Genomic DNA, 25,660 nt, shown 5'->3' on the forward strand with positions numbered 1-25,660 from the left:
TTAACCCAAAACGAGGCAAAACTCTATTCATCTCCGTGTCGGGGGGTGGTAGTTGTTTATAACACAAAGTTTTGGGGGGGCCCAAAATCGTTTTGGGGTTCCCGTGTTTTTTTACACGCGCGCCGGCGCCGGCGCGCCATGACCGGGATCAGCTAAAACCAAGGGAGAAGAAGCCGCAAACCAGTGTAGCATCACCTAGTGCTCAATCCATTCGGTTGGAATGTCGAGCGCCTTGACCAGCATTGCACCTGTCTGCGCCGATGGTTTGCGGCGATTGGACCCCAGGTCCGACAGAAAACCCTGGCTGACGCCGATCATGGCCGCCAAATCGGCTTGCGTCAGCCGCCGCCGGTTGCGCAGCGCCTTGAGCCGGCTGGAGCCCGCAAGATGTCCATGGTCACGTCCGCGGGCAGTGCCTTTTCCGCTCGGAGATCGGCCTTACGCTCGTCGTAGATCGCCGCATCGGCAGCGTCTTCCAGAGCTTCTTCGGCGGCACGCAAAAGGATCTCGTAGTCCCCTTGGGATAGCGACCAGCTCCTCACCGGTTGGGGTCTTGATGATTTGCGGGGCGTTCATGGTGTTCTGTCCTACTATGGCCGACGGGTAGGTTGTCGTTTCGCGTTTGCCGACATAGACCGCAAGGATCGTGGCGCGGTCTTCGTCAAACATGACTCGGTAGCGACCGATCCGAAGTCTGTAACCTTCCCTGCCGACGAGGCGCTTGGTATCTCCGCGACCGCCGACTGCGTAAGAAATCAGACTTTCTGAGACCTGCTCGCGGACGTCCGGAGGCAAGTTGTCCAGATCACGCGCCGCCGATATGTTATAGCTGATGCATCGGCTTGGTCAGCGCTCGGCCAGTGCCGGTTCGCCACGCTTTTCGCGGATCAGGTTGACGAAGCGGCGGAACAGATAGTGCGAATCCTGCGGGCCGGGCGAGGCTTCCGGATGATGCTGGACCGAGAAGACCGGCTTGCCGGTGAGCGCGATGCCGCAATTCGAACCGTCGAATAGCGAGAAATGGGTTTCCTCGACGCCGCTCGGCAATGAGTCGGCGTCGACGGCAAAGCCGTGGTTCATCGAGACGATCTCGACCTTGCCGGTGGTGTGGTCCTTGACCGGATGATTAGCGCCGTGGTGGCCCTGATGCATTTTTGCGGTCTTGCCGCCCAGCGCCAGCGCCAGCATCTGGTGGCCGAGGCAGATGCCGAACAGCGGGATATCGGTCTTCAACAGATCCTGGATGACCGGAACGGCGTAGTCGCCGGTGGCTTCCGGATCGCCGGGGCCGTTGGATAGAAAGATGCCATCGGGCCGCATCGCCAGGATCTCCTCGGCGCCGGTCTTGGCCGGCACCACGGTGACCCTGGCGCCGAGGCCGGCAAGCAGGCGCAATATGTTGCGCTTGACGCCATAATCGATGGCAACGACGTGCATCGACGGGTCGGCCTGTTCGCCAAAGCCCTCGTTCCAGGCCCAGGGTGTCTCGCGCCAGACCGAGGATTGGCCGGAGGTGACCTCCTTGGCCAGATCAAGCCCGATAAGCCCCGACCATGCGGCGGCGCGGCGCTTGAGGTCTTCGATGTCGAAGATACCGTCTGGGGCGTGCGCGATAACGGCATTGGGCATGCCCTTTTCGCGGATCAGCGCGGTCAGCGCGCGCGTGTCGATGCCCGAAAGTGCAACGATGCCGCGCTTCTTCAGCCACTGGTCGAGACCGGTTCCGGCGCGGTAATTCGACGGGTTGGTGACATCGGCCTTGAACACGGCGCCGACGGCGCCGGCGCGGGCCAGCGGATTGAGATCCTCGATGTCTTCGTTATTGGTGCCGATATTGCCGATATGCGGAAAGGTGAAAGTGACGATCTGGCCGGCATAGGAGGGGTCGGTGAGGATCTCCTGATAGCCGGTCAGCGCGGTGTTGAAGCAGACCTCGGCAACGGCGGAGCCGGAAGCGCCCAGACCACGGCCCTCGATGACGGTGCCGTCGGCCAGCACCAGCAGGGCGGTCGGCTTCTCGGTGGCCCAAGGGGGGGTCGATGCGGCGGTCATCGTTGCCATGGCGGCACTCCTAAAGGCTGCGCTCCTCAATCGGCGCAACAAAAAGCGCGAAGCGGCAATCTCACAGCCTCGGCGCGCTGCATGTCGTTGCCCCAAAACCGCTACGCACTTTTGGGCGACGTGCACTAGAATTCAATTCATGCAAGGCACAGTACATAAGGGAAGGCGCCAAGGCGGTCAATGATGCCGCGCCGTACGTGCCTGGATTTATTTCGTCGAACAATATCAGGGATTTGCCGGACAGACTTGAATTTGCCTTGGGCTTTCGGCACGGCTATTGTCCGCCGCATTCGAAGGAGAAAGCACCATGCGAGGCAAAATCGCCGAATCCCTGAAGAGCGCGATGAAGGCACAGGACAAGCGCCGGCTGCCGACATTGCGGCTGATCCAGGCGGCCATTCATGATCGCGACATCGCCAATCGCGGCGCCGGCAAGGAGCCGGCCAGCGACGACGAGATCCTGCAGATCCTGGCCAAGATGGTGAAGCAGCGCGAGGAATCGGCCAAGGCGTTCGATGACGGCAAGCGGCCGGAACTTGCCGCGCAGGAGCGCGACGAGATGGCGATCATCCGCGACTTCCTGCCGACGCAACTGGGCCAGGCCGAGACGGAAAGCGCCGTCCGTTCCGCTATCGCCGAGACAGGTGCCAGCGGCGTCAAGGAGATGGGCAAGGTGATGGCGGCGCTCAAGGAGAAATATGCTGGCCAGATGGATTTCTCCAAGGCGAGCGGCATCGTCAAGAGCCTGCTTCAGTAGGGATTTTTCCCGCCTTAGCGGTGCTCATGAGACTCGAAGAGACCATCGCGAGGAGCCAGGCTAGGAGCGGGCGGAGCGGACGGCAGTTCGCACCGACATGTTCATCGCCACGGCCGCGCGAATGAACCTGTATGTTCGACGTCTGGCGTCTCACGACGGCATCGATGCGGCGAGCTTTTTGCTTGTTAGGCCTCGTGCCGATGCCGGGCGGCAACCTCTCAAGTCGAGGAGGAACCTTCCTCCCTCCGGACACGTTTGCGAGAAGATCATGCGAAAATGGAGCTTCGATTTGGCGGCGCGTTTGTTGAATATTGTCGGTGCGGCCACGAGTGCCGGCGCCTATTCGCCGGGTCAGGAACAGGCCCCCGCGGCCTTTCGGCGAAATGGGCTCGCAGAAGCGATCACGAACCGAGGCAGATCCATCAGGGATCGTGGCGATGTTGCATCGTTCCGATGGCGACCGGACCCTTCGCGGTCGCAGGCTATGAACCTGGAAGCCGTGCGCGACGCCTGTGAGTTGGTCGCAAGCCACGTAGCGACGGCGATCGCAGCGCAGGAAGACGTGCTTGTTTTAGGTGGCGATTGTACTGTGGAACTGGGGACGGTCGCCGGGGCGAATGCGGCCGGCGCGCGGATCGGACTCGTTTACATTGACTTCGACGCCGATCTCAACACACCTGACACGAGCGACGGCGCCTTGGACTGGACCGGCGTCGCCCATCTGCTCAATATCCATGGATGCGAGCCTTCGCTCGCGAGGCTCGGCCCGACCCGCCCGATGCTCGTGCCTCAGCAACTCCTCTATTTCGGCATCGAGAACATCACCCCGCCCGAAGCGGCCGTGATCGGAAATCACGCGATCAAGATCATATCGCGTGAGGAAGCTTTGAGTGACATCGAGGCGGCGTCGGCGCGCGCGGCCGAATGGGCGGCGCGCTTTGACTGCGTGCTTATCCACTTCGATGTCGATGTGCTCTCCTTTATCGATTTTCCGATTGCGGAGAATGTGCGCCGTTGCGACGGTCTCAAACTGGAGCAAGTCGCCTTTGTGCTAAAGCAACTGACAGCCCTGTCGCAATGGCGCGGCCTGACCATCACAGAAGTTAATCCGGCCCATGCGCCAGACGAGTCCGCAGCATTCGCACGCTTGAATGAGATGCTTGCAGACGCCCTTGGATAGTTCGAGATCCATCTCACGGTCGTTCGCGGGCAATTGGCCGGCTTGCCTCATCCAAGCGGAGCCAGCCTTATGCGCCCGGTCGCAATCATTGCGCGACATGGGCGCAATGCGGAAAACTTGGGAATTACGGTCGATGGCGGGGCAGTTTTGTCGTAGTCGCTACAGCCGCAAGCCCGCCTTTGAGGGCCGACAGCCAAAAGCTCGCGCTCATGATCGAACTCGTCAAACCGGCGTTTGAACACCTGCCGTCCTACAAGGCGGCCCTCGAGCGCGGCTGGTCGCCGGACAATGTGCGGCTGCTCGACGCGACGCGCGAGCAGCTTGCGGCTATCGAAAAGGATCCAGCGACTTTCCTTGCCGATCTCGACGATCCTGATGGCAAGGGACCGCCGATCGTCTTGCCGGACGGTTCGACGGTGCCGCGGCTGCCTGGATTTCGGCGCTGGATCTGGGACGGGGAAGTCTCAGGCTCGATCGGCTTGCGCTGGCAGCCCGGAACCGCGGCGCTGCCATCGCACGTGCTCGGCCACATCGGCTATGCGGTGGTGCCGTGGAAACGGGGATGCGGCTATGCGACGGAGGCGCTGCGGCTGATGCTGGAGGAGGCGAGGGCGGTTGGCCTGCCCTTCGTCGAAATCACCTGCAAGCCTCACAATGTGCCCTCGCAGAAGGTCGTTCTGGCCAATGGCGGCGGGCTCGTCGGGCGTTTCTTCGAGGATGCTTCCTATGGCGGCGCGGAAAGCCTGCGTTACCGGATCGATCTGTAGCCCTATTCGGCGGCAGCCGGCAGCGGCGGCGCCGCCCGGCTCCGCCATTCCCAGACATGCGAGGCAAGCGCAACCGCGACCGCGACCAGCATGGCGATCGCGCCAACCACCGGCAAGCTGCGATAGCCATAGCCGGCATTGAGCATCGCCGCGCCGAGCGATGCGGCGAGCGCGATGCCGACATTGAAGCCTGACGGAATGAGCGACGAGGCGAGATTGGAGGCGTCCGCGGTCCAGGTCAGGATGCGGGTCTGGATCGGCGTGCCGATGGCGAAGTTGAGGCCGCCCCAGACGAAGATCGCCATCACCATCGGCAGTGGGTAAGGACTGACGGCGTAGATCGAGGCGAGCATCGCCGCCTGCAGGAATAGCATTGCGATGAGCGACGGCATCAGCTTCCAGTCGGCGAGGCGCCCGCCGACGAAGACGCCGATTGTAGCGCCGACACCGTTGAGCAGGAGCACCCAAGGTATCCATTTCTCGTCGAGGCCGGTGACCTCAAGCAGCGTCGGCGTGATGTAGGTGAACAGGCCGAACTGGCCGATCATCAGCATCAGCATCATGATGAGCGAGGTCCAGACCTGCTGGCGTGCGAGCACGCGTACCTCGCTGCCAAGGCTGACGGACGGGCTCGACGATCCTGTCTTGCGCGGCAGCAGGGCGCCGATGGCGGCGAAGGCCACCACGCCGAGAGCGCACATCACCCAGAATGTCGCACGCCATCCCCAGATGTTGCCGATTGCCGTGCCGGCCGGAACGCCGATGACATTCGATACGGTGAGGCCGGACAGGATCAGCGCCACCGCCATGCCGCGCTGGTCTTCGCGCACGAGGCCGACGGCCACCACCATGGCAACGCCGAAATAGGCGCCGTGTGCCACGGCCACCGCAATCCGCAACAGCAGCATCGAGGCGAAGTCGGGCGCCAGCGCGCAGGCCGCCTGGCCGATGGTAAAGGCTGCAGTCAGTCCAAGCAGCAGGGCCTTGCGGGAGAACCCTTTGGTGGCGAGCGCCAGCAGCGGGCCGCCGACTGCAATGCCGCCGGCATAGCCGGAAACGAGATAGCCGGCGGTCGGGATCGCGACGCCAAGGCCATCCGCCACCTGCGGCAGCACGCCGGCGATGACGAATTCGGTGGTGCCGAAGGCGAAGGCGGCAATGAACAGGGCAATGAGGGGAAGCATGGCGGGAAGGCGATCCTCGGATAAGGTGACCTCAAACCACGGATAAGGGCACCGGGCAATTCAGAAATTGGCGACGCCGCTTTAGATTTTCTTTGTCACCGGTCAGGTGCCGGCCGCGGCGGCAAGAGCTACGCGGCCGCCTTCCTTCCGTAAGGAATTTTCAGCCACGCCCGCTCATGAAGGTAGTAGAGCAGCGACTTGGTGACGACCTCAGTCAGGCCGATGGCCGCAGCGAGCTTGATGCTTCCCGTCACGACGAGCGAAATGATCATCGTGTCGATGGTACCGGTGACACGCCAGGAAAGCGCCTTGGCGAAGCTGCGAGAATGGGTGTCCATCGACTTTCCTTCCGGTAGATCTGGCGATCTTTAGCCGACAGACAGGAGGTGGCGCAAAGGTAATTTTGCGCATTGGCTCACAGCATAGGCGAGCTTCTGAAGCTACCGGCCTGTGGACGCAATCTATCCGGCCTTCAGCCGCGAACCGGTTAGCAGGCCGCGTTCCTCAAGCACGGGATAGGCCATCGAGGCGAGCAGCGAGTTGATCTGCTTGAGGTCGCGAATGGTGTCGAGATGGATGGAACTGGTCTCGACGCTCTTGGCGGTGCCGTCGCGCAGCCGCACGAAATGGCTCTGGCTGGTTTCCTTCTCGCGGTCGCGCAGCCGGTCCTTTTCCAGCACCAACTGGCGAGCGGTCTCCGGATCGCGGGACACCAGGACGTTGAAGGCTAGCCTGGCATTGGCAAGCACCAGGGCATGGAAGGCGCAAAGCTCGCGCCAGCCTTCCGGCGTGAACTCCAGTCCGCGCTCGAATTTCTTCTTCACATGGACCAGCATGTTGCGCACGATGATGTCGCCGACCTGCTCCAGCTTGACGCAGGCGCCGATCAACTCCTGGCAACGCAGGGCCTCGTCCTCGCTCAGCGGGTTCTTGGTGACCTTGGCGAGATAGAGCTTGATCGCCGCGTGCTTCCTGTCGACACGGTCGTCGAGCGCGGCCAGCGCACTGATCTTGTCGGCGTCGGCGCTCTCATAGAGTTCGATGATCCGTTTCAGCATGATCTCGACCGTCTCGCAGACCCGCACTACCTCGCGGGTGGCATTGGCGAGTGCTTGGCTCGGCACGTCGAGCGCACTTTCGTTGAGCGCCGAAAGCTCGATGACGTCGAGCGCGTTGGCGGGCTGGGGCCTGGTGCCCAGCGCCACGATCTTTTCCGAGGCACGATAGACCAGGCGCGCCAGCGGCAGGCCGGCGATCAGGATCAGGATGTTGAAGACGATGTGGGCATTGACGATCTGCTCGGGCACGGTGCTGCCCAAGAAGGCGACTGGCGGCTTGAACGTCAGGAACAGGATCAGCATGATCAGAGAGCCCATGCCGCGCATCAGGAGATTGCCGATCGGCACGATGCGAACGCCGGGTTCTGCGTTGCGGGTTAGAAGCGGCGCGATGATCGAAGAGCCGAGATTGACGCCGAGCACCAGCACGATGCCGAGTTCGGGCGGGATGAAACCGCGGCCGGCGAGCGTCACCATAAGCAGCACCGCGGCGATCGAGGAATGGAACAGCCAGGTGACCAACGCCGCCAGAAGGTAGGCGGTGACCGGATCGCCGGAGAAGTAATCGACGATGAGCGGCATCAGCGTGCTCTGGCGCAGCGGCTCCGACGCCTGGCCGATCATCTCCAGCGACAGAAGCAGCAGGCCGATGCCGACCAGGATGCGGCCGAACTGGCGCCAGTCGCGCCGCTCGGTGGCCATGAACATGACGGTGCCGGCGACCAGGCAGACCGGTACCAGCAGCGACAGATCGAAGGTAAGCAGCTTGACCACCAGCGCCGAGCCGATCTCGGCACCGCGCACCGCAAGCTGGCCCGACATGCCGCTGACAATGCCGGAGCCGGCGAATGAGCCGACCAGCAAGGTAACGGCGGTCGAGCTTTGCAGCGCGACCGCCAGGCCGCAGCCGGCCAGAACCGCCATGAAGGGATTGCGCATGGTGGCGCGCAGTTTGTGGCGCAGCACATCGCCATAGGCGCGCTCGACGCCGGTCTTCACCAAACGGGTAGCAAACAGCATCAGTGCCACCGCACCGGCAAGGTGCAGCAAAACGACGGAGCCACTCATGCCAGGCCCCGCAACGCGACAGGTGCCAGCGACGCGGGCGCGGTGAAGTCAAAGGGGCAACAGTGGGCGCGAATCGTGGACATTGCAGAGGTTGATATTACTCCGATTTATTTTAGCCGAATAATAAATTTTGCCCGGTTCGGACGAGTGTTGCCCCGCGACGGGGCGTGTCGGAAATGGATGGCCGGCAAAATGGTTGCATTGCCCGCGGAGTTGCGGAGGGTCATGCGTCCGTGCTCGGACAGCCGCTTTAAAGGTAGTGCTGAATTAGGCGTGCTAAATGTAGGAAATCATTACGAAAACGTAATCTCTGCGTTCAGTTTCGGTTCATCCTTCCGGCTCTATTCCAGAGGCATCGACAACCAAGGAGTACCCGCTATGAAACGCATCGTTCTTTCCGCCATTGCCTTCTCGATGCTGGCTGCAACGGCCTTGCAGGGCCAGGCTGCACCATTGAACCCACCAAACGCACCGCAATCAAGTTATAGCCAGGTCGACTGGCAAAAGCCCGGCAATGTCCACGTGAACAAGCATGTCGAGGTGAACAAGCGCGTCGTAGTGACGAAAAAGATCGTGGTGAAGCGCAGCCATTGGCGCAACGGCCAGAGATATTCCAGTTGGAAGCGTCACCAGCCGATCCGCGACTATCGCCACTACGGCTTGCGCCGTCCCGGTCCCGGCCAGGAGTGGATCCGGGTCGGCAACGACTATCTGCTGGTCAGCAACCTCTCGGGCCTGATCTTCGGCGCTATCGCCGCGCAGTAGGTGCGGAACGGCTGACCGGCGCTGCGCCGGATTAGATCGAGAAGGCGGCCCGCAGGCCGCCTTCTCTTTTTGGCCTGTGAAAACCGGGTATGGTTCCGCATTAGGAGTCGTCGGGCTTGGCCCGTGTGATTATATGGAGGCCAAACGAGCTGTCCCTCATGCGCTTTCCGCCTGCTTTCCTCGACGAGATCCGCGACCGCGTGCCGATTTCTTCGGTGATCGGCCAGCGCGTCGCGTGGGACAGGAAAAAGACAAACGCGCCGCGCGGTGATTATTGGGCGTGCTGTCCGTTCCATGGCGAGAAGAGCCCGTCCTTCCATTGCGAGGACAAGAAGGGCCGCTATCACTGTTTCGGCTGCTCGGTTTCGGGCGACCATTTCAAGTTCTTGACCGAACTCGACGGGATGAGCTTTCCCGAGGCCGTCGAGAAGATCGCCGACATGGCCGGCGTGCCGATGCCGGTTCGCGACGCCGATGAGGAACGGCGCGAAAAGGAACGCGCCAGCCTGACCGATGTCATGGAGATGGCGACGGTGTTCTTCCAGGAACGGCTGCAGGGACCGGAAGGCGCAAAGGCCCGCGCCTATCTGCGCGACCGGGGACTGACACCGGCGACGCAGCAGTCCTTCCGCCTCGGCTATGCGCCCGACAGCCGCAACGCGCTGAAGGAGCATCTTGCCGCCAAGGGCGTCCCCAAGGCCGACATCGAGGCGTGCGGGCTGGTGCGCCATGGCGACGACGTCCCGGTTTCCTACGATTGGTTCCGCGACCGCATTATGTTCCCGATCCCGGATTCCAGGGGCAAGATCATCGCCTTCGGCGGGCGGGCGCTAGCGCCGGATGCGCTGGCCAAATATATGAACTCGCCCGATACGGAGCTCTTCCACAAGGGCAACGTGCTCTACAATTTCGCTCGTGCACGCCAAGTGCTGGGAAAGGGGGCGCTGGGAAAGGGGGCGCTGGCCAAGGGCGGCACGGTCATTGCCGTCGAAGGCTACATGGATGTGATCGCGCTGGCGCAGGCCGGCTTCGAAAACGTGGTGGCGCCGCTCGGCACCGCATTGACTGAAAACCAGCTCGAACTTCTATGGCGCATGGCCGGCGAGCCGGTGCTGTGCTTCGACGGCGACCACGCCGGGTTGAAGGCAGCATGGCGCGCCGCCGACATGGCGCTGCCGGCGGTCCAGGCGGGCCGCTCGGTTCGCTTCGCCCTGCTGCCGGAGGGCAAGGATCCCGACGATCTGGTCAAGGGTGACGGACCGGATGCGTTCCGCGCCGTGCTTTCCGAGGCGCGGCCGCTGGCCGACCTCTTGTGGATGCGCGAGACGGCCGGCGGCATCTTCGACACGCCGGAACGGCGAGCCGAGCTCGAAAAGACGCTGCGCGAACTGACCAGCCGTATCCGCGACGAGAGCCTTCGCTATCACTACCAACAGGAAATGCGCGAGCGGGTGCAGAGCTTCTTCGGTGCCCAGCGCGGACGCCAGGGGCGTCAGGACGGACGGCCCGGCGAACGTTTCCAGGGCAAGGGTTCAGCACCCGGCGGACAGTTTGCGCGCGGCGGCAATGCCGGTGGGCGCACCGCGATCACCGAAAGCCTCGGTCGCTCGGCGTTGGTCAAGCGCGGCGGCGAGGGCATGTCGGTACGCGAGGCGACGATCATTGCCGCCCTCGTCAACCATCCCGTGCTGATCGACGAGAATTTCGCCCATGTCGAGTTCCTCGATCTCGCCAACTCCGATCTGAAGCGGCTGCATGCGGCGATCCTCGACGCCATGGCGCATGATATGGCCAATGACCGCGACGCGGTGATCGCGACGATCGAGCGGGCCGGCTGCGGCGAGATCTGGCAGCGTGCGGTGGCGCTGATCAAACGTGCGCGGCAATGGCCGGCGCTGGAAACGGCGGCACTCGACGATGCCCGCGATGCGTTCAGCCAGGCCCTCCACTTGCAGCGCAGCGCGCGCACCTTACATAAGGAGCTGAAGCAGGCGGAAGCAGCGCTCGCCAGCGACCCCACGGACGAAAACTACCGGCACCTGGTCGAAATCCAGGCGCAATTTCGTGATGTGCAGGCAACGGAAGCGCTGATCGAAGGGTTTGGCGTATCGTCGGGCAGGGCTGGGCGCGTTTAGATCGAAGCCCCCAGAAGACTGAATGTAAGGACGTGCTTGCGCGTCGAATCAAGCGTGCGGCGCTCTAAGTCGGGTAATTGATTCGCTTTTTTCATGCGAATCATGCGAGAGGCGCTTGACCTTCCGGCAGAATGGCGGAATCAGGTCGATTCGAAACGTTAACCCGCCCCGGCATCGACGGGAATGCAGCGATGTAAGGTACTGATCACTGGACAGGCAGTCAGCTTGCCACAGATATCAGGGTTAATCTGGACTTAACGAGAGATGCAGTTACTGGCCCGGTAAAGCGCGTTCTGGAAAGAGCGCATCCAATTTGACCGGACCGGCAGCTTACGCGGTTTTGATACTCAGCCGCTTGGAGAAAATAAAGACTATGGCGACAAAAGAAAAGGAAGAAGTCGAGACCGAACGCGAGGCCGCGACCGATGGCCCTCTGCTCGACCTTTCCGACGATGCTGTCAAGAAGATGATCAAGGCCGCCAAGAAGCGCGGCTATGTCACCATGGACGAGCTGAATTCGGTGCTGCCCTCGGAGGAAGTGACCTCCGAGCAGATCGAGGACACGATGGCCATGCTTTCCGACATGGGCATCAACGTGGTCGAGGACGACGAGCAGGGCGAGGAGCCCGAAGCCGCCGATACCGCCGCTGACGCCGAGGAGGATGCCAACGAGCTGGCTGAGCAGACCGGCACCGCCGTCGCCGCCACCACGACCAAAAAAGAGCCGACCGACCGCACCGACGATCCGGTCCGCATGTATCTGCGCGAGATGGGCTCGGTGGAGCTTCTGTCGCGCGAGGGCGAAATCGCGATCGCCAAGCGCATCGAGGCCGGCCGCGAGACGATGATCGCGGGCCTCTGCGAAAGTCCGCTGACCTTCCAGGCCATCATCATCTGGCGCGACGAGCTCAACGAATCGAAGATCCTGCTGCGCGAGATCATCGACCTCGAGGCGACCTATGCCGGGCCGGAGGCCAAGCAGGCGCCGGTGGTCGAGCGTATCGAGGAAGCCAAGACCGAGGAAAAGCCGCGCCGTTCGCGCGAGGACGAGGACGACATCACCAATGTCGGCGGCGACACCCGTGGCCTGGTGGACGACGACGAGGAGGACGATGACGAGGCGAGCCTGTCGCTGGCGGCGATGGAAGCGGAACTGCGGCCGCAGGTGATGGAGACGCTCGACGTCATTGCCGACACCTATAAGAAGCTGCGCAAGCTGCAGGACCAGCAGGTCGAGAACCGGCTGGCCGCCGCCGGCACGCTGTCGCCAAGCCAGGACCGTCGGCTCAAGGAGCTGAAGGACCAGCTGATCAAGGCGGTGAAGTCGTTGTCCTTGAACACGGCGCGCATCGAGGCGCTAGTCGAGCAGCTCTACGACATCAACAAGCGCCTGGTGCAGAACGAGGGCAAGCTGTTGCGGCTGGCCGAAAGCTATGGCGTGCGCCGCGAGGAGTTCCTCAAGGAATATCAGGGCTCGGAGCTCGATCCGAACTGGACGCGTTCGATCGGCAATCTGACCTCGCGCGGCTGGAAGGAGTTCACCAAGAACGAGAAGGACGCCATCCGCGATCTGCGCGCCGAAATCCAGAACCTCGCCACCGAGACGGCGATTTCGATCCAGGAATTCCGCAAGATCGTCAACCAGGTGCAGAAGGGCGAGCGCGAAGCCGCGATCGCCAAGAAGGAAATGGTCGAGGCCAATCTGCGTCTCGTCATCTCCATCGCCAAGAAATACACCAATCGCGGCCTGCAGTTCCTCGACCTGATCCAGGAAGGCAATATCGGCCTGATGAAGGCGGTCGACAAATTCGAATACCGCCGCGGCTACAAGTTCTCGACCTACGCGACATGGTGGATCCGGCAGGCGATCACCCGTTCGATCGCCGACCAGGCGCGCACCATCCGCATTCCGGTGCACATGATCGAAACGATCAACAAGATCGTACGCACCTCGCGTCAGATGCTGCATGAGATCGGCCGTGAGCCGACGCCGGAAGAACTGGCGGAAAAGCTCGCAATGCCGCTGGAAAAAGTGCGCAAGGTGCTGAAGATCGCCAAGGAGCCGATCTCGCTCGAAACGCCGGTCGGCGACGAGGAGGATTCGCATCTCGGCGATTTCATCGAGGACAAGATGGCGATCCTGCCGATCGACGCGGCGATCCAGGCCAATTTGCGCGAGACGACGACGCGCGTGCTGGCCTCGCTGACGCCGCGCGAAGAGCGCGTGCTCAGAATGCGCTTCGGCATCGGCATGAACACCGACCACACGCTTGAGGAGGTCGGCCAGCAGTTCTCGGTCACCCGCGAGCGCATCCGCCAGATCGAAGCCAAGGCGCTGCGCAAGCTCAAGCATCCGAGCCGGTCGCGCAAGCTCAGAAGCTTCCTCGACAGCTGAGTCTGGGTGACGGATAAGCAGTTTAAAGGGCGCCGGTGGCGTCCTTTTCCGTTTGGGCACAGGCGATCACGATTGGACGCGCCGCTCTTGCGGGTCGTGCCCTACGAGAGGATAATTCCGCGACGGATGCATTTTCTGGGCGACAAACCCGGATGCCCGCCCCGGCTGTGACGCCGTGCTCCGTGGCCCCGGAGGGAGGTGTGCCATGACAACTTACATCGTGCTGATCAACTGGACGGAGCAAGGCGCCAAAAACGTGCGCGAGTCGCCGAAGCGGCTCGATGCCGCCAAGAAGCTGTTGGGAGACATGGGCGGGTCCTTCAAGGCATTTTATCTCACCATGGGGGATTGCGACATGGTGGCGGTGGTCGAAGCCCCCGACGATGCCGTACTAGCTCGTTTCTCGCTGATGCTGGCGGCGGGCGGAAACGTCAGGACGCGGACACTCAAGGCTTTCCCGGAGGATGCCTATCGCGAGATCATTACCTCGCTCGGCTGAGTGCCGTGCCTGAAGCGCGTCGCGCTTGAACGGCCTCTTGCGACGCGCTTTACGCTCTTCTTTTTAAACAGGTCGGTATGGCAAACCGCCGCGCACCCTCGGGCCAGGCCCGAGGACATGTTTTTGGGGCGACGTGCATTAGCCGAAGCCGGGACATTCCGCGGTGTCGCGTCACGTTGCGGCGCAACGGCAGTTGCTGGATAGTCGTCGCGCGTCCTCCGCTGGTGTTGCGAACCATGGCCAAGCCTCTGCTGACCGTCTGGTACAATACGCGCTGTCCGGTCTGCGATGCCGGCATCAGCCGGCAGAAGCGGCGGCTGATCGAGGCGGTCAAGGCGGGGCGGATCGAATTTCGCGACATCAATGCCGAACCGACGGCGCTGGCCCGCTACGGCATCGGGCTGGAGGATATCCGGCGCCGGCTGCATGCGACCGACGCCGGTGGCAAATTGCTGGTCGGCGCCGATGTTGCCGTTGCGGCTTGGCTGATAACGCCGGGCGAGGGCTGGTTGGCGACGCTGTTCGGCAATCCCGCCACGCTGCCGTTGACGCGCTATGCCTATGATCGCTTCGCCGATCTGCTCTATGCCTGGAACCGCCGCAAAGGCCGTTGGTGATAGTGTCCGTTCACTTCGCACTGAAAGACCCGTAAGTTGCTTCGGGCCCTTGGCGCAGCCTGCTATCGAGCCACGGGCTCGCAAAGCCAGCCAACGATGCGGCGCACCGCCGGCAGCAACAGCAGCAGCGTCGGAAAGGCCACCATCCAGGACAGGCCCCAAGCCGTCAGCCAGGTGGCCGGCAGATCGGGCTGGAAGCCAAGGCTTTTCAGTGTCGAGATGAACGACACGATGAACGTCATCAGCAACGACAGCACCAGCGGGCCGAGGACGGCGGCATAGCGCGCAGGCAGCTTCCTGCGCGGGGTTTTCATGGTCATTTGGATTTTTCCCTGAAGCATCCGGTCCGTCGCATTGGCATCCATTCGCCGGTCTTCCGGCGTAACTGCCCGGAAACGACCGGGGTGGATGCGTTGCTTCACGTCAGACGCTTACGGAGGGGTCTTCGACCCTCACGCGCTTCCTAGCTGCCCTCGCCGGCGAAATCAATCCTGCTGGCGCATTTTCAGATACATCGTAAGATATATCTTGACTCGATCGTGGCGAGCACCTAATTGAGATATATCGTAAGACATAACTCAAGGAGCAGACAATGCACAAAGACAATCATTTCGGGCATCATCGTTTTGGCGAACACGCCGAGCGCGTTTTCATGCATATGGCCGGCAAGTTCGGCGGACGCGGCGGGTTCGGCCCGTTCGGGCATGGCATGAGAGGCGGCGGCGGACGCGGCGGACCAGGCGACATGTTCCGCGCCGGGCGTATGCTGGCTGACGGCGATCTCAAGCTGATCACGCTGTCGCTGCTGGCCGAGGCGCCGCGGCACGGCTACGACATCATCAAGGCGCTGGAGGAGCGCACCAGCGGCGTCTACAGCCCGAGCCCCGGCGTCGTCTATCCGACGCTGACCTTCCTGGAAGAGGCCGGCTATGCCGTTTCTGCGGCGGAAGGCAACAAGAAGGTGTTTTCGATCACCGAGGCAGGGCAGGCGCATCTCAACGAAAATCGCGAGATGATCGACCACGTGCTCGACCATCTCGAGCGCTTCGGCCGCAAGATGGCGAAGGCGCGCGAGTGGTTCGGCTGGAACGATGACGGCGACGGTGGCCGGCGCGGCCGCGGCCGCTCGGAAAAGCGCGACGAATTCCGCGCCGTGCGCCACCGGCTGCGCGCCGCGCTCGGCGAAATCGTAGATGCGCCTGAAGCAAAGCAGGCCGAGGCAATCAGCATATTGGAAGCTGCCGCAGAGGCCCTGGAAGCGCTGTCGCGCGACTGACCCCTGAGTGCCAAGCCAGCTGCGGCCCTTGCCCGCTCGGCCAAGGACCGGTACTGAAAATCATCCTGCACCACGCTATGTGGTGCAGGATGATTGCCGTTGGAGGATACCCCATGTCTTTTCTGAAGCGTCTTTTCGGCGGCGGCAACGAAGCCGCTGAGCCAAAGACAGCGGCGCCGGTAAAGCAAATCGAGCACAAGGGATTTTTGATCAGCGCCACGCCCTACAAGGCGGAGGGCCAGTACCAGACCTGCGGCGTGGTTTCGAAGGAGATCGACGGCGTGATGAAGGAGCACAAATTCATCCGCGCCGATCGCTTTGCCGGGCTTGATGACGCTGTCGACATCTCGATCAAGAAGGGCATCCAGCTGGTCGATGAGCAAGGCGAGAAGATCTTCGGGTAGATCGTTATTACAGCCTTGGGTCGATTGGCTCGCTTTCCAGCGCCAGCACGGCGAAGACACACTCGTGAACGCGGCGTAGCGGCTGCTTGGCGACAAATCGCGTCAGCGCCTCGTGACCGAGCGCGAACTCCCTGAGTGCCAGGCTGCGCTTGCCGCTCAGGCCGCGTTCTCGCAGGCGGATGAGATTGTCCGGCGCGTCATATTCGGGACCATAGATGATGCGCAAATATTCCGGGCCGCGGACCTTCAGCGCCGGCTGGATGAGTCCCTTCTTGCCACGGCTGACGAAGTCGCGTGGTTTGACCACCATGCCTTCGCCGCCCGAGCCAGTCAGCGCCTCCCACCAGGCAATAGCCTCCGCACACGCGCTGCCGTCGGCCAGATCAACCGTACGCCATCGGGTCGGCGTGACCACGCCAACATGGGCAGCCAGACGGTCCGCGAGCGACATGTGCCAGACATGATCCTGGTCAAACCAAACACGTCCCTCGCTGGCGAGCAGGTGGAAAGGCGCGACCTTAAGGTCGTCGACGCCGGAGACCGGCCACACGTAAGGCGCCCAGGCCGTGGCGTATTTAGCCGCACGGGCGGCCCGGTCTTCAAGGCGTGCGTTCAGGCCGGCCGCATCGACGCCGCGCGCCATCGCACGGGCTAGCGCCTCGCGGCTGACCTTGAAACCGGCGGCTGAGGATGTCGCCACCGGCGCATACTGGCTTTCGATCAGGCTGCCGGCCTTTGCCGACCAAGGCATTATCTCGGTGTCCAGCAGCAGCCAGTCGCTGTTCAATTCCGTCCACAGATCCGCCGCGTCGACCTCGACCCGGAGACGAGCGAGCAGGCCTTCCGTCATGGTGCCGTCGTTGAAAAAGGAACGTCCGGTGCGGGTCCAGATTGCGCCGGTCTCGTCGCCCGGGATCCCGAAGCGGCTGCGCGCCGCCTGCGCGTTCCGGCACAGCGCGACCACCGCCCGCGAACCCATATGCTTTTCCTCGCACACGACCTGGGCGACGTCGCGTTCGCGGAAATAAGCGAAGGCATCTTCCGGACGTTCCAGCCAGCCGTGTTGGCTGCTGGTCTCGGACGGCGACATGGTCGGCGGCAGATAGATCAGCCATTGCGGCGACAGCGCGAAGCGGCTCATCACTTCCAGTGCCGCCGAGGCGTTCTCCTCGGCCACCTCAATCCGGCCCCTCAGCCCGGTCTCGATCCAGCGGCGACCGGAGACATCCTGGTAATCGAGCACGCCGTCGGCGTCGGCCTGTGCCGATTTGCCCAGACAGGACCCGCCCAGCGGACGTATCGGCTCCGACCATGTCTGGATTGCCGGCACCTCTACCAGTTCGCGTTCCGGCCAGCGTAAGGCCGTCAGCTTGCCGCCGAACACGCATCCAGTGTCGATACACAGGGTGTTGTTGACCCACTCGGCCGACAGCGTTGGCGTATGTCCATAAATTACGGCTGTCTTGCCACGGTAGGCTGCGGCCCAGTCCGCGCGGACGGGCAGCCCGAACTCGTCAGTCTCGCCTGTGGTCTCGCCGTACAGAGCGAACTCGCGCACGGCGCCGGAGCCGCGTCCGATCATTTCCTCCTTGAGACCGGCGTGGGCGACGGCGAGGTGTCCGCCGTCCAGCCAGACGTGGCTGCGCAGGCCGTCGAGAAAGGCCGGCAGCGCCTCTCGCAGGCCGCGGTCCTGCGTGTTCAACTGGTCTATCGTCTGCTCGAGGCCGTGGGCGACCGTGACCTTGCGACCTTCCAGCCAGCTGCCGAGTTTGCGTTCATGGTTGCCCTGGACACAATAGGCGGTCCCGGCCGCGACCATGCTCATGGCGATGCGCAGTACGTCGGGCGAGTTGGGGCCGCGATCGACGAGGTCGCCGACAAAGACGATCTTGCGGCCCTGCGGCGGGATCACAGTGGCCGTTCGGTCGCCCTGATGTTCAGACCAGGCGACGCTGTAGCCCAGTCGAGCGAGCAGCATCTGAAGTTCATCCGAACAGCCGTGGATGTCGCCAATGATATCGAACGGGCCGTGGTCGTCGCGCTTGTCGGTCCATAGCGGCTGCCGCGACACCTCGGCCGCGTCGATGCTGGCCTCGCTGGTAAGCGTCCAGACCTGGCGGAAGCCCTCGCGTTGCAGGCCGCCAAGACCCTTGCGGATCTCGGTTGTCATGCGCTGGGCGACCCCGGCGCCGACCGGCCGGTCGGCTCGCACCGCATTGCGTGCGACGCACACCTCGACGCCTGGATCGAGGACCACGGCGACGGGCAAAGCGTGCCACTTGCGCGCCAGCTCAATCCAGGCCTTGCGGTCGGCGGCTCGCACGTTGGTGGCGTCGATGACGGCCAGCCTGCGGTGTTTAAGCCGCTTGCCGGCTATTTCGCGCACCAGATCGAAGGCATCTGCAGAGACGTCCTGGTCGGTCTCATCGTCGGAGACCAGCGCCCGGCACTGATCCGAGGAGATGATCTCGGTCGGCAGAAAATGCCTGGCCGCGAAAGTCGACTTGCCCGATCCGGTCGAGCCGATCAGCACGACGAGGGCAAAGTCAGGAATGGCGAGATCGGTCTTGTCCAGTTCTCTCATCGGGTGAACACCGCCATCTGCGTGGGCGCGCCGAGGGTAGAATCCTGGGCTCCGATACCGCTGAAGGTGGCTGCATAGCCATAGATCTCACCGATTTTGGCCGCCCAGGTTTCGAACTGAGCCCGGCTCCATTCGAAACGGTGATCGGGATGGCGAAATGCGCCAGGGGCCAATCTGGGAAACAGAGCGTTGTAGTCCGCGTTCGGAGTGGTCACGATGACGGATTTAGGCGCCGTCTCGCCGAAAACGATGCGTTCGACCAGGGGCAGCCTGTCCTCGTCGAGATGCTCGATGACCTCGACCAGCACGGCGACGTCGGCTGCCGCCCAGCGGCCGTCCCGGTATGTCAGAGATCCGTGCAGCAGCGTAACCCGGCCCTCCGGCGGCCCGCCAAACTCGTTCAGCTTGAGACGCTTTGCAGCCCATTCCAGTTCGCGTGCCGCTGGATCCAACCCGAACAGCTTATGGACCCATCGCTCGCGCACGAGCCGATAAAGTAGCTTGCCTTCGCCGCATCCCAGGTCCGCAACCGTGGTTGCACCCGTTGCCTGGATGGCTCGGACAACAGCTTCCATGCGCAGATCGTTGAGCCGGATCGGCGTCTCCAGCGCTTCCTCAGGTGTGACACGCAGTTCGGGCGGCAAAGTCTCCCTGGCCGTTTCAGGAACCAGTCGTTCCAGAGCGATGCGGGCCAAGGCACCGCGGTTGCGCAAGTATCGGCGAACTATCAGGTCCTTGGCGGGATGTTTTTCCAGCCAGCCCTCTCCCTTGGACAGCAGCTTGTCGACCTCTGCTTCGCCGACCCAATAATGCTTGGCATCGTCCATCACCGGGATCAGCACGTAGAGGTGGTTCAACAAGGCGCTGAGCCGGCCCGTGCCGGTCAGCTTCAGATGGCCGTACCGGGACTCGCCTGCACCAGACCCGATTCCCTCGATTGGCGTCAGATCGACTGTCCAGCCCAAGGGTTCGAACAGGCTTCGAACCAGAGCCTCACCGCCGCGCATCGGCAGTGGAGTCACGACTGCCTCCAGCGGCAGTTCGCCGCTAGCCAGTTCCTGGCGCTCCTTTGACATTCCGGTCATCGCCGTCCGCAGCATTTTGTTTAGCGCCACGGACAGGAAAGACGATGCCGCGTAAGGCCGGTCGTTCACATATTGGTCCAGCAAGCCTTCCGCCCGCCCCTTGCCGCGCACTAGCCCTATCGGGTCGACATCGAGCAGGACTGCTGCCTCGCAACGCTCTTCGGTCGCTTCGGGATAGAATAGCCACCCTTTGCCAAAGGAGAGGTCGGTCTCGTGCAAACGATCGGGATGCTTGTGCAGCAGGAAACCGAGATCGGTGGCCGGACGGTGCGTTGTGGCAACGGACAGGAACATCCGCGACCGATAGCGCAGACAAGCGGAATAACCAATGGCAGTTGTTGGCCCACCACAATAGGTTGTCGCCAACGACAGCAAGGGCAGGCACCGAGCGCCTACCCTTGTTCAATTCAAACGATGCTGGCTTTACGCCGCGGCGGCGACGCGCTCGGCGCTTCCGGTCGCGGCCACAATGGCGTCGACCTTGGTCGAGGCTTTGGCCAGCGCTGCTGCTACCGCATCGGCGCCCATGCCGACTCCTTCGATGCGGATGACCTCGACATCGGTCATGCCGAGAAAGCCGAGCACGCTGCGCAGGTAGGGAATGGCGTGATCGAACTGCACGGCCGCACCTTCGGAATAGATACCGCCCGAAGCCAGCACGATATAGACCTTCTTGCCGGTGACGAGGCCTTTCGGGCCAGCATCGCTATAAGCAAAGGTTTTGCCGGAGCGGGCGACGTGGTCGACCCAGGATTTCAGCGTCGACGAGATGTTGAAGTTGATGAAGCCGGTGGCGAGAATGACGGTGTCGGCCGCAAACAGCTCGTCCAGTACAGTATCGGAAACGCCGACGACCTCAGCCTGGCGCTGGGTGCGCGCTTCGGCCGGCGTATAGATGCCGGTCGAATAGTCGGGGTCGATATGCGGCAGCGGGTTGGCGACGAGGTCGCGGGCGACAAGCTTGGCCGAAGGATCGGCGGCAAGCAGTTTGTCGGCGAGTTCGTTGGCGACACGGGTCGAGTGCGAGGCGGCGCCGCGTGGGCTGGATGTGACAAGAAGGATGGACATGGTGACTCTCCAAGGTTGGATTAAAATCTCCCGGCAAATATGTGTGCGCAGACCCATTTGAAAAACTGGTATATTTTGTATATGATCCATCTAAATTGTGGATTGAAAGATGCAGCCCAACCCGACGCTTGACCAACTGCAGATCCTGGTTGCGGTGGCCGACACCGGTTCCTTCTCGGCTGCCGGCCGTAAGCTCAACCGCGCGCAGTCGGTCATCAGCTACGCCATTGCCAACCTCGAAGCGCAGCTTGGGCTGAAGCTGTTTGAGCGTGAGGGCACGCGTGAGCCGCAACTGACCGATGTCGGCAAGGCGACGCTGGAAGATGCGCGGCGCATGGTCGGCGTGCTGCAACGCATCCGCTCGCGTATCGACGGATATCGGCAGGGATTGGAGGCGGAAGTTGCGCTGTCGGTCGACGTGACGCTACCGTCGCCGGTGCTGGTTCGGGTGCTAAAGGCATTCGAGGTGCAGTTTCCGGCCGTGACACTGCGTCTGCATATCGGCTCGCTTGGCCTTATCCTCGATCATGTTGTCGGCGGACAGGCCGATCTCGGCATCGGAGGGCTTCTGGGCGAGGCGGACGTGAATCTGCTGCGCATCGGTTTCTTCTCCCTGGTGCCGGCCGCAGCGCCTGATCACCCGCTGGCGCTGCTGCCCAGACCAGTGGCGCTGGAGGATGTCCGCGAACACATCCAACTGGTCGTCTCGGACCAGTCCGAGCGTACGCGCGGGCGCGACTATGGCGTCTTCGCCTACCGCACTTGGCGGCTGACGGATGTGCGCACCAAGCACGTGCTGATGCGCGAGGGGCTGGGCTGGGGCGGGCTGCCGCGATGGCTGATTGCCGATGATCTGGCGAACGGCCGGCTCGTCGAACTCGATCTCGAGCCTTACAGCGAAGTCCGCTCGCCGCTTTATGCCATGCACCGCGCCGATCGCAGCCCGAAACCGGCGGCCGCCTGGCTGATCGATCAGTTCAAGCGCCAGCTTGGTTGTTTCAACGAATTCGAGCCGGGTGAGGTGCCTAAGGAGGAGCCGGAGACAGACCGTCGATCAGCGCGATGAGAACGGCGCGATAGTCCTCGATCGATGCTCCAGCTTCAATGGCGAGCGCTGCGCGGTCGAAGGCAGCGGCGAGCAAAGCGGTCAGAGCTTCCACAGGCAATCTCGTCATAGAGTGCGAGCGCATCGCGGCAACAAGGCCCTCACGCAGCGAACGGTTGCCATGGCGATTGTCGATCGCATCCATGGCGGCGCGGCCGAGCACGGCGGGGCCATCAAGCAGCAAGAGCCGAGTTCGGCCGGGGGCGCGCATGGCAGCCAGATAGGCATCCGAGCCGGCAATCAGCGCATCGCGGGCAAATAGCGAAGGCGGCGACGCGCGTTCGATCTCTTCCGCCACGGCTTGCGCCTCCTGTTCGACCACAGCGGCAAACAGCGCCTGCTTGTCTGCAAAGTGATGATAAAGCGCGCCGCGCGTTACGCCGGCAGCGGCGACGATCTCGGGTGTGCTGGTCTCGGCATAGGATTTTTCGGTGAACAGTTTTCGCGCCGCGGCGATGAGCTCGGCGCGTGTCGCTTCGGTGCGATCACGGTTGGAGCGGCGAGCGGATCGCTGTTGCATACATTCAGCCTGTATGTTAGTTACATTTACATGCAGATTGTATGTTGTTCGCCGGGAGAAGGAAAGATGAGGACGACGAGCTATTATCCGGTGCTGATGACGGGCGATGTTGCCGGCACTGCAGCCTTTTATGTCGCGCATTTCGGCTTCAAGCCGCTGTTCGAGGCCGACTGGTACATCCATCTGCGCTCAGCCGAAGATCGCCGCGTCAACCTCGGCATCGTCCAGGGCGATCATGAGACGATCCCGGAGGAGGGGCGGGGCCGCGCGTCTGGCGTGCTGATCAATTTCGAGGTCAGGGACCCGGATGCCGTCTATGAGCGGATCACCGCCGCCGGCCTGCCGATCCTGCTAACGCTGCGCGACGAACCCTTCGGCCAGCGCCATTTCATCACCAAGGATCCCAACGGCGTGCTGATCGACGTGATCAGGCCGATCCCGCCGAGCCCGGAATTCCTGGCGCAATATGCGCAGGGTGCTGCAGCGAGCTAGCTTGCCCTCGCCAACGGCATCACCGTGACCTGGGCAATGCCGGAGCGGCGCACCACCGTGCACAGTGTCTCGCGGCCGATGCGCTCGGCGTCGAGCATGCGCACAAGATCGTCGACGCCGGTGACCGGGCGGCCGTCGATGGCGGCAATAATGTCGCCTTCCCTGAGGCCGGCCTTGTCCGCCGGGCTGTTCTTCTCGACGCTGCGCAGGCGCACCGCCGTGCTGCTCGACACTTGCGACAAGAGTGCTGCGCGGCGCGGCAGGTTGGTGGTGTCGGCGGAAACGCCGATGAAGGCGCGGCGCACGCGGCCGAAGCGGATGATCTCCGAGATGACGAAATTGGCGGTGTTGGAGGCAACCGCGAACGCGATGCCTTGCGCTCCGTGGATCATCGCGGTGTTGACGCCGATCACCTCGCCGGCCGAGGACACCAGCGGTCCGCCGGAATTGCCGGGGTTGAGCGCGGCGTCAGTCTGGATGACGTCGTCGATCAGCCGGCCGGTGGAGGCACGCATCGAGCGGCCGAGCGCCGAGACGACGCCGGTGGTGACGGTCCATTCGAAGCCGAGCGGGTTGCCGATGGCAATTGCAATCTGGCCGCGCCTCAAACGCTTGGAATCGCCAAGCGGCGCAACGTCGGCAAAGTTGCCGTCGGCGCGCACCAGCGCAATGTCGGTGTCGGGGTCGCGGCCGAGCACGCGGCCTTCCCTGGAGGCGCCGTCCGGCATCGACACGCGCACACTGCGCGCATCGCCGACGACGTGGAAGTTGGTGACGACCAGCCCGTCCGGCGCGATGACGAAGCCTGAGCCATGGCCGCCCGGGCCACCGACACGCTCGATGCGGCAGACGGCGGGCCCGATGCGGTCGACGGCATCGGCGACCGTCGCCGAATAGGCATCGAGAAGGGCATCGTCATATTGCAATTGCTGGGCGGGCAGGGCCATCTGCGGGGCTCCGTAGCTTTTGGAACAAGATGAACAATGCCTATATGTGCGGAGCGGCCGGACCGGCCGCGACCTGACCAGATGGCCAGTCAAACGCCCAACTAGCCGTCAGGCGAGTATCCGCCAACGCCCTGCCGGGCGATATCTGGGTCACGAGGAACCCAGGAGACAAGTCATGAGCGATTTCAATCTGAGCACATTTTCCGACGCCATTGCCGACATCGCCGCAGCCGCGGCTCCAGCGACGGCCAGCTTCGCGACGCACCACCACCGCACGTCTACCGCTTTCCACTGGCAGGACGGCTATTTCGTCACTGCCGAGGAGGCGGTCGAGGCCGGCGAGGAGATCGAGCTGACGTTTCCTTCGGGCGAAACCGTCAAGGCCGAGCTGGTCGGCCGCGACCCGTCCACCGGCACGGCCGTTTTGAAACCCACCGGCGCACCAAGCGTGCCGTCCCTGGTGAAGGCGGATGCAGTGCGGCCGGGCAATCTGGCGATCGTCGCGGGCAATAGCGACGGCACCTCGCTCGCTACCTTCGGCACGGTCGGCGAGGTCGGCCCGGCCTGGCGTTCAATGCGCGGCGGCACGATCGACCGGCGCATCAACCTTGCCGTCAATGCCGGCGGCCGTTTCGAGGGCGGCCCTGTGCTCGACGCCAAGGGCGGACTGATCGGCATGCTGCTGTTCGGGCCACGCCGGCGGGCGCTGGTCATGCCTTACGAAACGATCGAGCGGGCAGTCACGACGCTGCGCGAGAAGGGTCATGTGGCGAGGGGCTATCTTGGTGCCGGCCTGCATCCGGTCCGCAATGGTGATACACAGGGCGCCATGGTGATGAGCCTTGACGATAGCGGCCCGGCGAAAGCCGCCGGTCTCAGTCTCGGCGACATCATCGTATCGTGGAACGCAGAGACGGTGCATGGCCCGCGCGAGCTGATCCGCAAGCTCGGGCCGGACAGCGCTGGTGCCTTGGTGACACTCGGCGTGGTGCGCGGCGGCGAGAACCGTGAGGTCTCACTGACCATCGGTGAAAAACCACTGAGCTGAGGGATAGATGGTAAGCGGTGAGGTCGCTGGCAGACGGCTGACGGTGCTGATCGTGCTCCGTGACGTCGAGCGCGCGCGAAGTCTGTCCGCGGCTCTCGCTGCGACCGATGACCTGCAGCCTTTTCTGGCGGGCGAAGTCGACGGGCGTTGGGCGGCGGATGTCGCCATCGTCGATGATCATGGGGTGCAAGGCGGGCTCGTCGACGCCGCTATGCCTCGAGTGCTGCTATCGTCGCGAGCGGCCGGGGAGCGGCCGGCCGATACAGTGTTTGCCGTGCTGCCGGTGGCAGCGGACGACGTGCTGATCGCCGCTGCGGCGCGGCTGGCGGCGGCTGGCTACCGGATTTCGCGTGACAGCCACGCTCTGTCAGACGGGCACGATTTTACCTTTCATGACAGCGACCGGTTCGACGAGGAACCGAGTAACGAGCAAATCGTCCGGCCGACGCTTTCGCCGCGCGAAAGCGAGGTGCTGGCACTGCTCGCCGAAGGCGCGCCCAACAAGGTCATCGCGCGGCGGCTGAACATCTCCGTGCATACGGCGAAATTCCACGTCGCAGCGATCCTGACGAAGCTCGGTGCCGCCAACCGCACCGATGCGATCGCCATCGCCATGCGGCAGGGCCTGGTGCTGGTCTAGCCGTG

At 63.2% G+C, this 25,660-nt stretch carries 26 protein-coding genes; 14 read left to right on the forward strand and 12 right to left on the reverse strand.

Annotated features, from left to right (window positions below; translation table 11 throughout):
* Positions 1-195: 195 nt before the first annotated feature.
* From NKH05_RS27325 to carA, 3 genes are all read right to left on the reverse strand, one after another.
* A complete protein-coding gene (locus NKH05_RS27325; RefSeq protein ID WP_352483216.1) occupies positions 196-318 on the reverse strand; it encodes a helix-turn-helix domain-containing protein in 123 nt (40 codons plus the stop codon).
* Between the two features lie 20 nt (positions 319-338).
* Complete coding sequence (locus NKH05_RS27330) at positions 339-500, reverse strand: hypothetical protein (protein ID WP_023719348.1); 162 nt, start codon at positions 498-500, stop codon at positions 339-341.
* A gap of 346 nt (positions 501-846) precedes the next feature.
* A complete protein-coding gene (carA, locus tag NKH05_RS27335) occupies positions 847-2,061 on the reverse strand; it encodes a glutamine-hydrolyzing carbamoyl-phosphate synthase small subunit (RefSeq protein ID WP_352494939.1) in 1,215 nt (404 codons plus the stop codon).
* 307 nt (positions 2,062-2,368) lie between these two features.
* On the opposite strand from carA, the gene NKH05_RS27340 reads away from it, so the two are divergent.
* The 3 genes from NKH05_RS27340 (at position 2,369) to NKH05_RS27350 (ending at position 4,765) form a co-directional block, all read left to right on the forward strand.
* A complete protein-coding gene (locus tag NKH05_RS27340; protein WP_023719346.1) occupies positions 2,369-2,818 on the forward strand; it encodes a GatB/YqeY domain-containing protein in 450 nt (149 codons plus the stop codon).
* 97 nt (positions 2,819-2,915) lie between these two features.
* Complete coding sequence (locus NKH05_RS27345; RefSeq protein ID WP_352494940.1) at positions 2,916-3,998, forward strand: arginase family protein; 1,083 nt, start codon at positions 2,916-2,918, stop codon at positions 3,996-3,998.
* 209 nt (positions 3,999-4,207) lie between these two features.
* Entirely contained in the window at positions 4,208-4,765 is a 558-nt protein-coding gene (locus NKH05_RS27350) for a GNAT family N-acetyltransferase (protein WP_023719344.1), read from the forward strand.
* 2 nt (positions 4,766-4,767) lie between these two features.
* Here NKH05_RS27350 and NKH05_RS27355 read toward each other — a convergent pair whose 3' ends face one another.
* From NKH05_RS27355 to NKH05_RS27365, 3 genes are all read right to left on the reverse strand, one after another.
* Positions 4,768-5,949 (reverse strand): MFS transporter, encoded by a 1,182-nt coding sequence (locus NKH05_RS27355; RefSeq protein WP_352494941.1) that lies wholly within the window; start codon positions 5,947-5,949, stop codon positions 4,768-4,770.
* 128 nt (positions 5,950-6,077) lie between these two features.
* Entirely contained in the window at positions 6,078-6,287 is a 210-nt protein-coding gene (locus NKH05_RS27360) for a DUF2061 domain-containing protein (protein WP_023678301.1), read from the reverse strand.
* A gap of 123 nt (positions 6,288-6,410) precedes the next feature.
* Entirely contained in the window at positions 6,411-8,075 is a 1,665-nt protein-coding gene (locus NKH05_RS27365; protein ID WP_023719342.1) for a Na/Pi cotransporter family protein, read from the reverse strand.
* Between the two features lie 378 nt (positions 8,076-8,453).
* Here NKH05_RS27365 and NKH05_RS27370 point away from each other — a divergent pair, with 378 nt between their 5' ends.
* The 5 genes from NKH05_RS27370 to NKH05_RS27390 all read left to right on the forward strand — a co-directional run bounded on the left by NKH05_RS27370 (position 8,454) and on the right by NKH05_RS27390 (position 14,486).
* The gene (locus NKH05_RS27370) at positions 8,454-8,840 is read left to right on the forward strand and encodes an RcnB family protein (protein ID WP_352495013.1); all 387 of its coding nucleotides are present in this window, start codon (positions 8,454-8,456) and stop codon (positions 8,838-8,840) included.
* 158 nt (positions 8,841-8,998) lie between these two features.
* Positions 8,999-10,975, forward strand: a complete 1,977-nt coding sequence (gene dnaG / locus NKH05_RS27375) for a DNA primase (protein ID WP_352494942.1) — start codon at positions 8,999-9,001, stop codon at positions 10,973-10,975.
* A gap of 373 nt (positions 10,976-11,348) precedes the next feature.
* Complete coding sequence (gene rpoD, locus NKH05_RS27380; protein ID WP_023719339.1) at positions 11,349-13,370, forward strand: RNA polymerase sigma factor RpoD; 2,022 nt, start codon at positions 11,349-11,351, stop codon at positions 13,368-13,370.
* Between the two features lie 205 nt (positions 13,371-13,575).
* Positions 13,576-13,869 (forward strand): GYD domain-containing protein, encoded by a 294-nt coding sequence (locus NKH05_RS27385; RefSeq protein ID WP_023719338.1) that lies wholly within the window; start codon positions 13,576-13,578, stop codon positions 13,867-13,869.
* Between the two features lie 236 nt (positions 13,870-14,105).
* The gene (locus NKH05_RS27390) at positions 14,106-14,486 is read left to right on the forward strand and encodes a thiol-disulfide oxidoreductase DCC family protein (protein WP_352494943.1); all 381 of its coding nucleotides are present in this window, start codon (positions 14,106-14,108) and stop codon (positions 14,484-14,486) included.
* A 62-nt stretch (positions 14,487-14,548) separates the two neighbouring features.
* Here the strand turns inward: NKH05_RS27390 and NKH05_RS27395 are convergent, their stop codons facing one another.
* Complete coding sequence (locus NKH05_RS27395; RefSeq protein ID WP_023719336.1) at positions 14,549-14,806, reverse strand: DUF2798 domain-containing protein; 258 nt, start codon at positions 14,804-14,806, stop codon at positions 14,549-14,551.
* A gap of 272 nt (positions 14,807-15,078) precedes the next feature.
* Between NKH05_RS27395 and NKH05_RS27400 the strand changes: the two genes are divergently transcribed.
* Positions 15,079-15,762 (forward strand): PadR family transcriptional regulator, encoded by a 684-nt coding sequence (locus tag NKH05_RS27400; protein WP_023719335.1) that lies wholly within the window; start codon positions 15,079-15,081, stop codon positions 15,760-15,762.
* A 113-nt stretch (positions 15,763-15,875) separates the two neighbouring features.
* The gene (locus tag NKH05_RS27405) at positions 15,876-16,166 is read left to right on the forward strand and encodes an HlyU family transcriptional regulator (protein ID WP_023719334.1); all 291 of its coding nucleotides are present in this window, start codon (positions 15,876-15,878) and stop codon (positions 16,164-16,166) included.
* A 7-nt stretch (positions 16,167-16,173) separates the two neighbouring features.
* Here NKH05_RS27405 and NKH05_RS27410 read toward each other — a convergent pair whose 3' ends face one another.
* Genes NKH05_RS27410 through NKH05_RS27420 form a run of 3 tightly spaced genes read right to left on the reverse strand, consistent with a single transcriptional unit; the run spans position 16,174 to position 20,903 of the window.
* A complete protein-coding gene (locus NKH05_RS27410) occupies positions 16,174-18,750 on the reverse strand; it encodes a polynucleotide kinase-phosphatase (RefSeq protein ID WP_352857691.1) in 2,577 nt (858 codons plus the stop codon).
* Positions 18,747-20,210 (reverse strand): 3' terminal RNA ribose 2'-O-methyltransferase Hen1, encoded by a 1,464-nt coding sequence (locus tag NKH05_RS27415; RefSeq protein ID WP_353026489.1) that lies wholly within the window; start codon positions 20,208-20,210, stop codon positions 18,747-18,749. Before NKH05_RS27415 ends, NKH05_RS27410 begins: the two co-directional genes overlap by 4 nt.
* A 48-nt stretch (positions 20,211-20,258) precedes the next feature.
* A complete protein-coding gene (locus NKH05_RS27420) occupies positions 20,259-20,903 on the reverse strand; it encodes an FMN-dependent NADH-azoreductase (RefSeq protein ID WP_352494946.1) in 645 nt (214 codons plus the stop codon).
* 109 nt (positions 20,904-21,012) lie between these two features.
* Between NKH05_RS27420 and NKH05_RS27425 the strand changes: the two genes are divergently transcribed.
* Positions 21,013-21,969, forward strand: a complete 957-nt coding sequence (locus tag NKH05_RS27425) for a LysR family transcriptional regulator (RefSeq protein ID WP_352639934.1) — start codon at positions 21,013-21,015, stop codon at positions 21,967-21,969.
* On the opposite strand, the gene NKH05_RS27430 is transcribed toward NKH05_RS27425, so the two are convergent.
* Positions 21,929-22,528, reverse strand: a complete 600-nt coding sequence (locus NKH05_RS27430; protein WP_023719331.1) for a TetR/AcrR family transcriptional regulator — start codon at positions 22,526-22,528, stop codon at positions 21,929-21,931. The two genes, NKH05_RS27425 and NKH05_RS27430, sit on opposite strands and share 41 nt — an antisense overlap.
* Before the next feature lie 66 nt (positions 22,529-22,594).
* Between NKH05_RS27430 and NKH05_RS27435 the strand changes: the two genes are divergently transcribed.
* The gene (locus NKH05_RS27435) at positions 22,595-23,020 is read left to right on the forward strand and encodes a VOC family protein (RefSeq protein ID WP_352483190.1); all 426 of its coding nucleotides are present in this window, start codon (positions 22,595-22,597) and stop codon (positions 23,018-23,020) included.
* On the opposite strand, the gene NKH05_RS27440 is transcribed toward NKH05_RS27435, so the two are convergent.
* Positions 23,017-23,967: a S1C family serine protease gene (locus NKH05_RS27440; RefSeq protein WP_023719329.1), complete on the reverse strand. Its 951-nt coding sequence runs from the start codon at positions 23,965-23,967 to the stop codon at positions 23,017-23,019. The two genes, NKH05_RS27435 and NKH05_RS27440, sit on opposite strands and share 4 nt — an antisense overlap.
* 175 nt (positions 23,968-24,142) lie before the next feature.
* Between NKH05_RS27440 and NKH05_RS27445 the strand changes: the two genes are divergently transcribed.
* Entirely contained in the window at positions 24,143-25,015 is an 873-nt protein-coding gene (locus NKH05_RS27445; protein WP_023719328.1) for a S1C family serine protease, read from the forward strand.
* A 7-nt stretch (positions 25,016-25,022) separates the two neighbouring features.
* Positions 25,023-25,655 (forward strand): helix-turn-helix transcriptional regulator, encoded by a 633-nt coding sequence (locus NKH05_RS27450; protein WP_023719327.1) that lies wholly within the window; start codon positions 25,023-25,025, stop codon positions 25,653-25,655.
* Positions 25,656-25,660: the final 5 nt, after the last annotated feature.

This window comes from Mesorhizobium sp. M1399 (assembly GCF_040317735.1).
Lineage (GTDB): Bacteria > Pseudomonadota > Alphaproteobacteria > Rhizobiales > Rhizobiaceae > Mesorhizobium.

What these genes read in the sequence shown, in the direction of transcription:
- NKH05_RS27350 (WP_023719344.1), top strand. Translation starts at nt 4,208, where the DNA reads ATGATCGAACTCGTCAAACCGGCGTTTGAACACCTGCCGTCCTACAAG.
- NKH05_RS27400 (WP_023719335.1), top strand. Translation starts at nt 15,079, where the DNA reads ATGCACAAAGACAATCATTTCGGGCATCATCGTTTTGGCGAACACGCC.
- NKH05_RS27390 (WP_352494943.1), top strand. Translation starts at nt 14,106, where the DNA reads ATGGCCAAGCCTCTGCTGACCGTCTGGTACAATACGCGCTGTCCGGTC.
- NKH05_RS27370 (WP_352495013.1), top strand. Translation starts at nt 8,454, where the DNA reads ATGAAACGCATCGTTCTTTCCGCCATTGCCTTCTCGATGCTGGCTGCA.
- NKH05_RS27385 (WP_023719338.1), top strand. Translation starts at nt 13,576, where the DNA reads ATGACAACTTACATCGTGCTGATCAACTGGACGGAGCAAGGCGCCAAA.
- NKH05_RS27450 (WP_023719327.1), top strand. Translation starts at nt 25,023, where the DNA reads ATGGTAAGCGGTGAGGTCGCTGGCAGACGGCTGACGGTGCTGATCGTG.
- rpoD (WP_023719339.1), top strand. Translation starts at nt 11,349, where the DNA reads ATGGCGACAAAAGAAAAGGAAGAAGTCGAGACCGAACGCGAGGCCGCG.
- NKH05_RS27395 (WP_023719336.1), bottom strand. Translation starts at nt 14,806, where the DNA reads ATGACCATGAAAACCCCGCGCAGGAAGCTGCCTGCGCGCTATGCCGCC.
- NKH05_RS27325 (WP_352483216.1), bottom strand. Translation starts at nt 318, where the DNA reads ATGATCGGCGTCAGCCAGGGTTTTCTGTCGGACCTGGGGTCCAATCGC.
- NKH05_RS27405 (WP_023719334.1), top strand. Translation starts at nt 15,876, where the DNA reads ATGTCTTTTCTGAAGCGTCTTTTCGGCGGCGGCAACGAAGCCGCTGAG.
- NKH05_RS27410 (WP_352857691.1), bottom strand. Translation starts at nt 18,750, where the DNA reads ATGAGAGAACTGGACAAGACCGATCTCGCCATTCCTGACTTTGCCCTC.
- NKH05_RS27365 (WP_023719342.1), bottom strand. Translation starts at nt 8,075, where the DNA reads ATGAGTGGCTCCGTCGTTTTGCTGCACCTTGCCGGTGCGGTGGCACTG.
- NKH05_RS27445 (WP_023719328.1), top strand. Translation starts at nt 24,143, where the DNA reads ATGAGCGATTTCAATCTGAGCACATTTTCCGACGCCATTGCCGACATC.
- NKH05_RS27430 (WP_023719331.1), bottom strand. Translation starts at nt 22,528, where the DNA reads ATGCAACAGCGATCCGCTCGCCGCTCCAACCGTGATCGCACCGAAGCG.
- NKH05_RS27425 (WP_352639934.1), top strand. Translation starts at nt 21,013, where the DNA reads ATGCAGCCCAACCCGACGCTTGACCAACTGCAGATCCTGGTTGCGGTG.
- NKH05_RS27355 (WP_352494941.1), bottom strand. Translation starts at nt 5,949, where the DNA reads ATGCTTCCCCTCATTGCCCTGTTCATTGCCGCCTTCGCCTTCGGCACC.
- NKH05_RS27340 (WP_023719346.1), top strand. Translation starts at nt 2,369, where the DNA reads ATGCGAGGCAAAATCGCCGAATCCCTGAAGAGCGCGATGAAGGCACAG.
- NKH05_RS27435 (WP_352483190.1), top strand. Translation starts at nt 22,595, where the DNA reads ATGAGGACGACGAGCTATTATCCGGTGCTGATGACGGGCGATGTTGCC.
- NKH05_RS27345 (WP_352494940.1), top strand. Translation starts at nt 2,916, where the DNA reads ATGTTCATCGCCACGGCCGCGCGAATGAACCTGTATGTTCGACGTCTG.
- dnaG (WP_352494942.1), top strand. Translation starts at nt 8,999, where the DNA reads ATGCGCTTTCCGCCTGCTTTCCTCGACGAGATCCGCGACCGCGTGCCG.
- NKH05_RS27420 (WP_352494946.1), bottom strand. Translation starts at nt 20,903, where the DNA reads ATGTCCATCCTTCTTGTCACATCCAGCCCACGCGGCGCCGCCTCGCAC.
- NKH05_RS27360 (WP_023678301.1), bottom strand. Translation starts at nt 6,287, where the DNA reads ATGGACACCCATTCTCGCAGCTTCGCCAAGGCGCTTTCCTGGCGTGTC.
- NKH05_RS27440 (WP_023719329.1), bottom strand. Translation starts at nt 23,967, where the DNA reads ATGGCCCTGCCCGCCCAGCAATTGCAATATGACGATGCCCTTCTCGAT.
- carA (WP_352494939.1), bottom strand. Translation starts at nt 2,061, where the DNA reads ATGGCAACGATGACCGCCGCATCGACCCCCCCTTGGGCCACCGAGAAG.